Raw genomic sequence first — 11,827 nt, 5'->3', positions numbered from 1 at the left:
AGAGGAGGACAGGTACTTGAATAAGAGAATGATGGTCAGTGTTATTGTAGCAGTACTGCTGGGAGGAGGGCTGGTCTGGGCTGCGGATCGGGAAGAAGACAGCGGCATCTCCGGGTGGGAGACGATGGACACCTCTATGGCGCTGGCGGTTGGCGGAGCGAATACAGAGGAAACACTCCCCGCTGGTAAGAGCAGCAAGTCAGCTGCGCTGCAGAGTGAAGGCAGTAAAGAGGGGATTGAAGTAAACGGAGGAGCCAAAAAAGCCGGAGTAGCAGCACAGGCTGGTAATACTGCGTTTACTAGAGCCGGGGCGGACAGCGGTCCAAATGCTGCTGACCCGGCTGGAGGGGCCGCATCTCAGGATAATAGCGGGACCGGAGGGGGCAAGGCGGCGGCAACGGCGGGCACACAAACAGCTGGGACCCCCGCAGTGGCAGGCGGAGAGGGTATCCCATCGGCACAAGGCGCAGCTTCCACGGCACAAGCTAATGAGAAGACGGAAGGGAAAATCAATGTGAACACCGCCGGAGCCGCAGAGCTTATGGATTTGCCGGGAATCGGCGAGAAGAAGGCGCAGGCGATTATTGATTACCGCAGCAGCAAGGGGGCTTTCCGCAGCTTGTCCGAACTAGGAGAGGTGAAGGGGATTGGGCCAAGGATGCTGGAAAAGCTTGAGCCTCGGGTACTGTTTTGAAACGGGAGATGCCGTTTCCGGAGATGAGGAGACTGTTCTCCTAGTGAAAGCAGGCTGCAATATGCTACAATAGTGAACAACTATTGAAGAGAAAGCGGAGATTACTGATGAGTGTGGCCTATCGCAAAAACTGGGATACATATTTTATGGATATTGCCTGCATGGTTTCTACGCGTTCGCGTTGCAACCGCCGCCATGTCGGTGCTGTGCTGGTGCAGGGCAAGAAGCTGCTGGGTACCGCGTATAACGGAGCGCCCATGGGAGTTCCTGACTGCTCGGAGGCGGGCTGCATGGTCTCCGAACAATATGAGCGGGAGATCGTAGACGGTGTGGAAACGATGGTGAAGAAGCAGCGCTGCATCCGCACAATTCATGCCGAGCAGAATCTGCTGCTGTTCACTGACCGGAGCGACCGGGAAGGAAGTACGGTCTACGTCACCGATGAGCCTTGCTGGACCTGCGCCAACATGCTGGCCAACAGCGGTATTGTGGAGATTGTCTATTTGCGCCCGTACCGCAAGGATATGGAGAAGGTAGAGAATATGCTGACTACCAAAGGGATCATATTCCGCCAATTGGAGAATTATGAGCCACCGGCAGAAACGATGATCACCGTCTCGGAGTAACAGAATCCATGCGAAATTAAATGAGTAAAGGGGAAGAACCTCTGTATGCGCGGATGTACGCGTATATTGGGGTTCTTTTTGTTGTCCGGTTATTTCAGAAGGAGGGGAATAAATGAAGGGAAGGCCGTTGTTAGGGTTTACAGTCTGCTGGATCACAGGAAGTGCTGCAGCCTGCTTGTTCTCGGGCTACAAGCTGCTGATTCTGTGGGCAGGCTGTCTGCTGCTGCTCGCGATCTATGCAGCCTGTGGGAGATTGGGCTGGAAGCAGCTTGCAGTATTCGCAATATCACTTGCTGTCGCCGCCCTGTATTGGGAGTGGAATGAAGGCCGCAATGTCAGTCAGCTGCCAGAAGTGCTTGCCTCGCAACCCGCAGAGCAGCAGGAGAGTAATGTGGAAGCCGAAGGCATGATTGTGTCTCCTGTGGAACGGGACGGGGACCGGGTGGATTTTACGCTGAAGCTGTCACAGATACGGAGCAATGCAGCAGGGCAGACTGCAGCACAGGTGAAGGGGGAACTTGTCGCCGTTCAGATCAAACTCCAAGCTGAAGCGGAAATTGCCGTGGCCGCCAATTGGGCAAGAGGAGACCGGGTGGTGCTGACGGGTGAACTGGTACTGCCGGGGGAGGCGCGTAATTTTGGAGGCTTCGATTACCGTGCTTATCTGCATACCCAAAGAATCCACTGGCTCCTGAAAGGAAGCGGGGCCGGAAGCGTGGAGGCTACGCCTCCAGAGTCTTGGGGAGCTTCAACCCTGCTGCGCTGGAATGATGCGGCGCGTATTGTGCTTGGGGCTGAAATGGACCGCTTGTTCCAGGACCGGCATTCGGGATATATGAAAGGGCTGGTGATCGGGATCCAGGACGACCTGGACCCGGAGACCTTCCGGCAGTTCTCACAGCTGGGATTGACCCATATTCTGGCGATATCAGGCATGCATGTGGCGGTGTATGTCGCCGTGCTTTTATTTATCCTCAGGCATTGCCGGGTAACAAGAGAAACGGCGCTGACTGTTACACTACTTCTGGTTCCGGTATATGTGTTGTTATCCGGGGCAGGGCCGTCAATTGTACGGGCGGGACTGATGGGCATGATCGCGCTTCTTGCCGCGCGGCTTGGGATGCTCAAGGACGGTCTGAATATTCTAGCCGCTGCGGCACTCATTATGCTGGTCTGGAACCCGTATTTGCTGCTGAGTGTCAGCTTTCAGCTGTCATTTCTGGTGACGGCAGGTTTGATGGTCTATGTGCCGCTTGCCAATCCTTTGATGAAGCGTCTGCCGGGCTGGCTGGGAAGTTCCATATCGGTAACTCTGATCGCCCAGCTGGTTTCTTTTCCCCTGACGATTTATTACTTTAACCAGTTTTCGCTGCTGTCCTTTGCTGCAAATCTGGTGCTGGTGCCCTTCATCACTTTTTTGGTACTGCCGCTGGGAACATTGGCTCTCCTGCTGGGCTGGTTCTGGGAAGCAGGTGCAGGTGTTGTCGCAGATGCTGCCGAACTGCTGAATAATGCCACCTTTGGAGCGGTGGAATGGGTTAACGGCTTCTCCGGTGGGGTGCTGATCTGGCGCTCACCTTCACTGCTGTGGATTTGCGGCTATTACCTCCTGCTGTACGGGCTGCTGTACGCCTTGAAACAGCGGGCAGGGGCACAGGTACGGGAGATTCCGCAATACATGGTGGATGAAACCAGGCCGCTGGCTGAACTGGCCCCGGAAGGCAACGGCAAAGGCAAAGGAAGAAGCCGTGAACGCGATGCCCTGGCGTTATCCTTCCAGCCCCGGGGCGGAATTAGACTGGCCGGATCTGCGGTTCTGATATGTGCTGCCGGGCTGGTGCTGCTGCTCTACAGGGGCTACCATGTAGTGAGCCTTGAGGGTGCGGGAGCCATCAGTTATCTGGATGTGGGGCAAGGTGACAGCATCCTGATTACAACCCCCGGAGGGGCGCATATTCTTGTCGATGGAGGAGGGACACTGAGCTTTGGGAACAAGGAGGAGTGGCGCATCCGCCGTGATCCCTTTGAGGTTGGAGCGAAGACATTGCTCCCGTTGCTGAAGCAGCGCGGCATCCACCGCCTGGACGCCGTTATTTTGACGCATGGTGATCAGGATCATGCCGGGGGACTGCAGGCAGTGCTGGAGGGAATGCCTGTGTCGGCTGTGCTGTTCAATGGCACGCTGGCTGAGCGTGAGCCTTACCGGAAGCTCATGAGGACCGCTATTGCGAAGAAGGCCCGGCTGTACGCTGTGCAGCAGGGGCAGACGCTGGCTCCGGATGATCAGACGAAGCTGTTTTTTCTGTGGCCGGAGCCGCCGCAAACTGACGGGCAGTCTGTACTTCCGGCAGTGGAAGACCAGAACCACGAATCGGTGGTGTTTCGGCTGGAGATGAACGGACGTAATTTTTTGTTTACCGGAGATATGGATAAAGCGTCGGAGAAGGCGGTAATTCTGGCAGCAGAACAGAGTGGACTAGACAGTGGTGCAAAGATCGATGTACTGAAGGTTGCCCACCACGGAAGCAAGACTGCGACCGGAGCCGAATGGCTGGAATTCTGGAGGCCGGCTTTTGCTGTAATTTCAGCAGGCGTCAACAATCTGTACGGGCATCCAAATGCCGACGTATTGGGACGTTTGGCGGAATCGAATACTGCGGTATACCGGACTGATTTGCATGGGGAAATTCAATTGAAGGTGCAACAGGAGGAGATTGCAGTTCGCCATAAGCTTAGGGCAGCTCAGGAGGAACAGCCAACACCGGAGAAGGAGAAACGATGATTTTCCTGAGTTTAAGGGGGGCTTATAAAGGAATAAAGCAAGCAGCAGCAAATTATTAATTTCAGAGGAAAATGATGGAACCCTTTGCGAGTTGGAGAGTCTTATTGGCGAGAGGTGATAACAAAGATGCACAGCGAGAAATTGTCCTATACAATGGCGTGTACACCGTCAATGACGCTGCGGGAAATGATGGAGAGTTATGGGTCCGATGTCTGGCACTATGCTTTTTTTCTGACACGCAGCCGCGAGCAGGCGGATGATATCAGTCAGGAGGTCTTCTTGAAAGCCTATCGAAATATAGGCAAATATCGCGGTCACTCGACGCTAAAGACCTGGCTGCTGACCATCACCCGAAATACGGCGTTCAGCTGGAGAAGGAATAACTTCTGGCGAAGGTTCATTCCGCTGGGCGAGCAGCATACTCCAGGCCAGGCGCGTTCTGCGGAAAAGGAAGCAATGGGCAACCAGTATGTCAGCCGGATTTGGGAGATTGTTATGGAATTGCCTGATAAGCACAGAGAGGTCCTGGTGCTTGATATCCAGCAGGGGCTGTCGATTGCTGAAATGTCCAGAATGCTTGGTATAGCGGAGGGAACGGTCAAATCCCGCTTGTCCCGGGCCAGAGAGAAAGTAAGAGCGGCGATAAAGGAGGAAGAACTGTGAAAAGTCAGCACTCAGATAAAGAGGGAAATGTCATGTTCGGGGCACAGGACTGGTACGCAAAGGCCGGGCGCATTCCCTTTCAGGACGACGGATTCACACCGGAGCTGATGGCCCGGATACAGCAGGCGGCAGATAATCAATCAGCGGGCAATTGGATTTTCCGCTCCGGCAAAAGCCTTGGCCTGGCGGGACTGGCTGCAATCCTGCTGCTCGGGGTTTTGGTTTGGCCGTTCAGCGAATCGGGCACGGGGAGATACATAGATCAGGTATCCTCTCTGTTCAGCAGCAGCACAACTGCTGAATTGCCGCCATCAGCTGTAGCTTCAGCTTCTCCTTCAGCGGCTTCACAGGGATTTAATCCGCCTATAGGCTCTGCAGAGTTTGAAATTGGCGGCCAGAAGTATTACATGCCCCTGCCGATGGACCGGAACAAAGCACTGGCTTACGCAGCCGAAACCTCGCAGGGAATCATTTGGTCACCGCCACCGCCAATGGTGAACTATACTAAACCGAAGTATACACACAACACGGAGCCGTACACGCTCTATTTGACGCCTAAAGGCCACGCGGAGCTGTCGGCTGCAACAGCTCGAAGAATATACACTTTCCCGCTCTACGCCGGTGGTGCGCAGTCGTATTATGAACTGGCCGGAATCTATGGAGCCGGAGACTATATCCTGATGGTGAACCGCACATACACAGTAGGTGAACCAGGGCTGCAATCCGAGGCCAAGCTGTCTGTAATTAACGTCAAAGAGGCGGCTGACGGGAGGGCTGCAGAGCCTTGGGAACTATTGACTTTGAAAAACGAATTTGCTGAGTCCAAATCTTTTATCGCTGTCAACCCGCAGGAGGAAGAGGTACTGCTATTGTATTATGTTGAAGATGGAAAGGGAGGTTATACTGCCCACAATAGGCTTTATGATATCGAGACAGGCAAGGTACAGGTTCTGGAAGGCACCATCAGCACGGATGAACAAGTTACTGATGCCAAAATTAACACATCTTTTATGGATAGCAACATCAATACGTTAAAGGAGAGATTGATATTGACCGCTCATTATGAAGTGCAGGGTGAGAAACGGTCAACGGAAATCACTTTGCCGATAGGAGAACAATGGTTATTTGATTGGATGGAACAAGAATATGGGATAAATATAGATCCCTGGAGATAAAAATATACCTTCTTCATCTATCTGCTCAATCGGTTACTAGATAATTTACTAAAAAAAAGCTATACTTTTTGATAATATCAGAAAGTATGGCTTTTTTGCTGCTGCTCTCTGACTGTTCGTGAATACAAGTATTTTTTCTATAAGAAAGAGTGGAGCGGAAAAGATGAAGAAGCTGACCATAGAGGATGTTGCCCAAAAGGCGGGAGTGTCGAAAAGCACGGTCTCGCAATTTTTGAATAAACGGTTTAAATATATGAGCGAAGCTACCAAAAACCGGATTGCTTCCGTCATTGAAGAGCTGAATTATCAGCCGAACGGGCTGGCCCGCAGCCTGAAGCAGAACCGCACGTTTATGGTCGGTGTCATTGTGGCCAATATAGATTATTCGCTGTCGATTCAATGCATCAGGGCGATTGAGAATGAGCTGCAGCGCCACGGGATACAAGTCATTATCTGTAATGCCGACGAAAATGCCGATAAGGAGAATACTTACGTGGAGACGCTAGTGGCCCGCCAGGTGGACGGCCTCATCATCTTCCCGACAGGAGACAATCCTTCCGCCTATACCCGGCTTATCGAAGCCCATTACCCGCTCGTATTTATGGACCGGCTGGTGGAAGGGGTCACTACGCAAAGCCTGCTGCTGGATAACGAAATGGCGGTGAAGACCGCAGTCAAGGAGCTGGTGCGGCATGGCCATGAGGCGATAGCCCTGCTCTCGCTGCCGCTTGGAGAGCATGCCATTACGCCGCGCAGGGAACGGATGAGCGGCTTCAGGAAGGCGATGGAGGATGCCGGGCTGGCGCTGAACGAACAGTATATGCGCAGCGTCCCAAGGGATGAAATCGCTTCGGCCCTGGATGCGCTGCTCGCTCTGCCGCAGCCGCCGACAGCGCTGCTTGCAGCCAATGACCTTGTGCTTGGGGAAATTCTCAAGTACGCCAACCGCCACTCCATTGCCATTCCCGGCCGGTTGTCCGTCATCGGCATTGACGATGCCGAGTTTGCACGGATTTATAACCCGGATATCACGACCATCCGGCAGCCGGCCTATGAGATGGGGATGCAGGCAGCCAAAATCATGCTGTCTTTAATTGAGAACGAGGATACTTCCGTTCCGATCACCTACCGGTTTCCTCCCGCACTCCAGCAGGGGCAGTCCGTTCAGGCACCGGCTAAATAAAACGGTTTATAAAGCACTGTTAATCACAATTTGATCTGTTCAGCCTCACAATGAAAAGCCCTACACAGTCCCTTTAAAACTGTGTAGGGCTTTTCATACAGTTATTTTACAGTCAGTGAGTATTTGCCTAATTACACGTTAGCGTTCATAAACTTTTCCAGCCCGTCCCGTGTTGGCAGTCCGTCCATATCACCTGGCGACATTACAGCCAAAGCGCCGATGGCATTGCCCCGCTTCACTGCTTCCCCTACCGGCAGCTGCTCCAGCAGCGCGCTGATTACGCCGACGGCGAAGCCGTCACCTGCACCTACGGTATCAACAACCTTTTCTACCTTAAAGCCATCGACATAACCTTCTTCTCCACCGGAGGTTTTATAATATGCGCCTTCAGGTCCCAGCTTGATCACGACCAGGGATACGCCCCGATCCAGGTAGTATCCGGCAATATCTTCCGGTGTGTCCAGTCCGGTCAGAATCTTGCCTTCCCCAAGCCCTGGCAGGAACCAGTCACAACGTGTCGCCAAGTCGTTGATTGTACTAACCATAGTCTCCTTATCCGGCCATAACGTGGGGCGCAGATTAGGGTCAAGAGAGACGGTTTTTCTGTTCTTTTTCATAAATTCCATGGCATGCAGGGAGAACTCATGACAGGTCTTTGAAAGTGCAGAAGAGATGCTGGTGACATGTAAGTGACCGGCGGAAGTGAAATATTCTTCATTGAAGTCGGCCAGACTCAGCTTGGAGGCTGCGGAATTTTTGCGGAAATACTCCACCTTCGGATCACCGGTCAGTACCTTGGATTTGATCAGCATGCCGGTCGGGAATTCCTTGGTGTACGTAATACTCTCCGTATCTATTCCCTCTTTCTCCAGCGCTAAGGCAATGAATTGGCCGAAGTTGTCTTCACCAAGCTTGGTGACATAGCCGGTCTTGTGTTCCAGGCGCGACAACCCGGTCGCTACATTGCTCTCTGCCCCGGCAAGCGCCTTGGAGAATGAAGTGGCCTCATGCAGCGGTCCGGCTTCATTGGCATAAAACATCGCCATCGGTTCCCCGAATGTGACTGCGTTTAATGATTTGCTCATGGATAATTCCTCCTCAGGGTAATGATCTAAGCCCTGTATAATGATTTGTAATTTGAAATTATCATATAAATCGGTTTTGTACAATAAGTTATTACGCTTTCATCGTAGCCTGTATAGAGAATTTAATATTGTATATAACATAAATCCTTTATTTATAAGCGTTTTGTGACTGAAGCTAAGAATTAACTCGTTATTCACATAAATATATATTGACTGTAGACAGCATTGTTATTACTATTTTCATATAAGGTTTTGAGCTGATGTTAGTAAATTAGATAAATTAGTTTATCTAAAGAAGTATTTCTTACATCCTATATTCGAATAAAGAAAGGGAGTTAACCGATGAAGAAAATAAAAGTATTGCAAAACATCACATCCGTTGGCGTAGTTGCCGTTATCCGTGCGGACAATGCCGATGATGCTTATCGGATGTCTGCCGCCTGTATTGAAGGCGGACTGAACAACATTGAGGTAACCTTTACTACACCGGATGCCGATGTGGCAATTAAACGGCTGGTAGCTGATTTTGGAGGCCGTGCTGTGATTGGTGCAGGCACGGTGCTCGACCCGCTTACCGCAAGAATCGCTATTCTCGCAGGTTCGGAATTTGTGGTCAGCCCGTCCTTCGAAGAAGAGACGGCGAAGATGTGTAATCTATATGGGATTCCCTACATGCCAGGCTGCTTGACGCTGAATGAAATGAAGGAGGCGCTCAAGCTGGGTGTGGATGTTCTGAAGCTGTTCCCGGGCAGCGCTTTTGGACCGGATTATATCAAAGCGGTCAAAGGTCCGATGCCGCATGTCAACATCATGCCGACAGGAGGCGTGGATCTGAACAATATGGAGAAGTGGATTGCAAACGGCTGCATCGCTGTAGGCATTGGCGGCAACCTTACCGCCCCCGCCAAGCATGGCCGCTATGATCAAATCACCGAGCTGGCTGCCCAGTATGTAGCCAAGTTCAAGGAGATCAAGGGCGTATAAACCTTGAATCCCAAATGTTACAGGACAGAAGCCGTTCGACCGGGTACTTGCCGGCCGGACGGCTTTTGCCGTTCTTTTCAAAGCTTCATTGTATAGAACAGGGACAAAAACAATAAACTGTAGAGTAGAAAGCGGCGTTATAATTTAGTTTGCCGGGAGTGAGTTGGATGTCTGCCTATAACAATAAGCTGCTAAGCCCAGCTACTGAGGATGACGCGCAGTATATATGTATTAAATGTAGCAAGCATGGCTGCAAGGTGACGGTGGGCCAGATTTACAGGCTGGAGCGAAACTACAACAACCCGCAGCTTTTTGTGGGCGGTGAAATCTATATTGTGGATGATGAGCAGAAAGACAACTATTCCATTTTAATGCTGTGCCAAACTGTCTTGTATAAATAGGATGAATGATTGCCAAATACATAGATTTAGCTGTCAGCCCCACTCCGTGGGGCTATTTAGTTTCAATTTTGTAACGAACTTCTATAAAAGAGTATTTGAAGATTCAGTGCTTCCCCTGTATGCTTAGTAAGGATTATAGACCGTTCCGGTGAAACTAAGGGCTGAAACCCTAGCGTCCGGAAAGACGTAATAAACAAAGTTTGGTACCCTAAAAATAATGATTACAGGCTTGCAACAAATCCGCAGTCTTGCGCGTCAGTAAGATTGCATAGAGAGGGGGAACCTTCGTGGTGGAGCAGGGACTCATCAGAGCCGCTCAAGCGGGCGATCGCGACGCTCTAATCACCCTATTGCGAGAAATTGAGGGACATGTATATAAAACAGCCTTCTATATTCTGCATAATGAACAGGACGCTCTGGATGCATCACAGGAGGCACTCATCAGAGTGTATACCAAAATTGGTTCATATGAAGAGAAGGCACAGTTCAAAACATGGGTTCAGCGGATCGTTACCAACATTTGCATCGACAAATTCAGAAGAACAAAACCTACAGTTTCAATTGATGAACACGAAATGGTGTTTCAGGACAATAAACATAATGTGGAGCGCGAAGTGATGTCCGCCTATTTGCAGGAGGATATCCGCGAAGCGATTGACCAACTCCCTGAGCATCACCGCACCGTGATTGTACTGCGGTATTTGCAGGATTTTTCTTACAACGAGATAGCAGACTGCTTAGATTTGCCTTTGAATACAGTGAAATCTTACCTGTTCCGGGCAAGGCAGCAGCTGCAGAATAGACTTCAGGAGTACCAGAAAGGTGGTGTATCAGGATGAAATGCGCGGAGGTGATGGAATGGATGCACCGCTATTTGGATCATGATCTCAGTCAGGACGAGATGATTGAAATGTTCCGTCATATTGATGATTGTTCTTCCTGCGCGGAAGTCTTTGACCGGCTTCAGCTGCTCTCCCAGCAACTGGAGCAGCTGCCGGACGTGAAACCCCCATTCAGTCTGGTTGACTCAATCCTGCCTCAGCTTGATCAACTGGACCTAAACGTCCAGGGGAAAAGCGCAGATGCGGTAAGCCCTGAAGAAGAATCAAAGGTCGTGCCTTTTTCCCGCAAAAGCACCCATGGCAAAGCTTCCAAGGGAGCTTCCCTGGCAGCGCGGACAGGCATAGGAGCTGCTGCGGCAGCGGTTATCCTGCTTATTGCTATGTTTAATATGCCGGGCAGCATGCCGACGGCGGATGTGGAGCAATCGCTGCAACAGACAGCTGAGAACAACGCCAGCAAAGAGGCCTTGAGCATAATGTCCTCGGATGCTTCGGGTTCCGCTCAGGATGCTGCACCGGGTGAGAACAAGCAAGAGGTGAAGAACTCCGAGAAGGTAGATCCTACTTCCGCTGACGGGGGCCAGAATACCGGCGGCAGTACCGCACCGGCAGAGACTTCTGCTCCTCCAACCGCAAAAGCAACGGATAAAGCTCCTGCCATGACGAGAAAGTCTGGATCAGATAAGCGGTCTTCAAGTAGGAAAGGCACTACCGGAACAGCAACTCCGGCACCCGGAGCTGCGGATATGGACTCCAAAAGCAGCAATAACGATATGAAGGGGATGGGATTGGACGAAGGCGGGGATCCTGCAGCAGCCGACAGCCAGGAGTCTCTGGATGCCTCTCATGAGCCCGGGGCGGGGGAAGATAGAAATATGGGCTTTTCTGCTCTCAAAGCCCAAGCTTCGTGGACCTCACCCGATGGCCTCTACACAGCTGAACTGGCCGAACAGCAGCTGGTAATTTATAAGCTTCCTTCAAACGGGCCAGAGCAGGAACGGACGGTCCTGACCTCACTTCCACTGGAAGGAGCGTGGGTTTCCGGTAACTGGTCGGCTGACGGACTGCAGTTCTCCTATGTGACCGAGCAGAACGGCGCTGAAGTAGCCAATGTATATACAGTTCCTGAAGCCGGTGTCTCTCCCTCTTCGGCAGCATCATCCGCAGCATCACCGGATTCTACGCCGGTAGCTTCACCTGCTGTTACCCCGGACGCGGCAACGTCCAATAAATAATTGCAGAGTGGAACTTTTTGAGAGCTAGTGGAATATGCTATGGTAAGAGGACAGGAATTTCAGGATTTGCGAGTTTCATCGGTATGACCGCCGGAAGGGAAGTTTCTAGAGCTTTTCCTTCCGTCGTTTATATAGATGCGCCGCTGAAACGGAGCAA

11 protein-coding genes are annotated in these 11,827 nt (G+C 51.5%); 10 read left to right on the top strand and 1 reads right to left on the bottom strand.

Going from position 1 to position 11,827, the window contains the following annotated elements:
* The first annotated feature begins 16 nt into the window (after window positions 1-16).
* The 6 genes from AC3WT9_RS14965 to AC3WT9_RS14940 all read left to right on the top strand — a co-directional run bounded on the left by AC3WT9_RS14965 (window position 17) and on the right by AC3WT9_RS14940 (window position 7,123).
* Window positions 17-694 (top strand): ComEA family DNA-binding protein, encoded by a 678-nt coding sequence (locus tag AC3WT9_RS14965; protein WP_341095616.1) that lies wholly within the window; start codon window positions 17-19, stop codon window positions 692-694.
* Window positions 695-801: 107 nt separating this feature from the next.
* Window positions 802-1,320 (top strand): deoxycytidylate deaminase, encoded by a 519-nt coding sequence (locus AC3WT9_RS14960; protein ID WP_038595511.1) that lies wholly within the window; start codon window positions 802-804, stop codon window positions 1,318-1,320.
* A 112-nt stretch (window positions 1,321-1,432) separates the two neighbouring features.
* Window positions 1,433-4,102, top strand: coding sequence for a ComEC/Rec2 family competence protein (locus tag AC3WT9_RS14955; protein ID WP_341379573.1), 2,670 nt, complete (start codon window positions 1,433-1,435; stop codon window positions 4,100-4,102).
* A gap of 126 nt (window positions 4,103-4,228) precedes the next feature.
* On the top strand, window positions 4,229-4,765 hold the full coding sequence (locus AC3WT9_RS14950; protein WP_341379572.1) for an RNA polymerase sigma factor: 537 nt from the start codon (window positions 4,229-4,231) through the stop codon (window positions 4,763-4,765).
* On the top strand, window positions 4,762-5,940 hold the full coding sequence (locus AC3WT9_RS14945; protein WP_341379570.1) for a hypothetical protein: 1,179 nt from the start codon (window positions 4,762-4,764) through the stop codon (window positions 5,938-5,940). Before AC3WT9_RS14950 ends, AC3WT9_RS14945 begins: the two co-directional genes overlap by 4 nt.
* A gap of 163 nt (window positions 5,941-6,103) precedes the next feature.
* Window positions 6,104-7,123 (top strand): LacI family DNA-binding transcriptional regulator, encoded by a 1,020-nt coding sequence (locus tag AC3WT9_RS14940; RefSeq protein ID WP_341379569.1) that lies wholly within the window; start codon window positions 6,104-6,106, stop codon window positions 7,121-7,123.
* Window positions 7,124-7,254: 131 nt separating this feature from the next.
* Here AC3WT9_RS14940 and AC3WT9_RS14935 read toward each other — a convergent pair whose 3' ends face one another.
* Complete coding sequence (locus AC3WT9_RS14935; protein ID WP_341379568.1) at window positions 7,255-8,208, bottom strand: sugar kinase; 954 nt, start codon at window positions 8,206-8,208, stop codon at window positions 7,255-7,257.
* A gap of 342 nt (window positions 8,209-8,550) precedes the next feature.
* Between AC3WT9_RS14935 and AC3WT9_RS14930 the strand changes: the two genes are divergently transcribed.
* From AC3WT9_RS14930 to AC3WT9_RS14915, 4 genes are all read left to right on the top strand, one after another.
* On the top strand, window positions 8,551-9,192 hold the full coding sequence (locus tag AC3WT9_RS14930) for a bifunctional 2-keto-4-hydroxyglutarate aldolase/2-keto-3-deoxy-6-phosphogluconate aldolase (RefSeq protein ID WP_038595505.1): 642 nt from the start codon (window positions 8,551-8,553) through the stop codon (window positions 9,190-9,192).
* 167 nt (window positions 9,193-9,359) lie between these two features.
* Window positions 9,360-9,593: a hypothetical protein gene (locus tag AC3WT9_RS14925; protein WP_341095605.1), complete on the top strand. Its 234-nt coding sequence runs from the start codon at window positions 9,360-9,362 to the stop codon at window positions 9,591-9,593.
* A 287-nt stretch (window positions 9,594-9,880) separates the two neighbouring features.
* Complete coding sequence (locus AC3WT9_RS14920; RefSeq protein WP_038595503.1) at window positions 9,881-10,432, top strand: RNA polymerase sigma factor; 552 nt, start codon at window positions 9,881-9,883, stop codon at window positions 10,430-10,432.
* Entirely contained in the window at window positions 10,429-11,670 is a 1,242-nt protein-coding gene (locus tag AC3WT9_RS14915; protein ID WP_341379566.1) for a zf-HC2 domain-containing protein, read from the top strand. Before AC3WT9_RS14920 ends, AC3WT9_RS14915 begins: the two co-directional genes overlap by 4 nt.
* Window positions 11,671-11,827 lie beyond the last annotated feature (157 nt).

Source organism: Paenibacillus sp. EB106-06-01-XG199 (genome assembly GCF_058791575.1).
The sequence above is the reverse complement of the archived record's forward strand: the minus strand, read 5'-3'. Positions and strand labels throughout refer to the sequence as shown.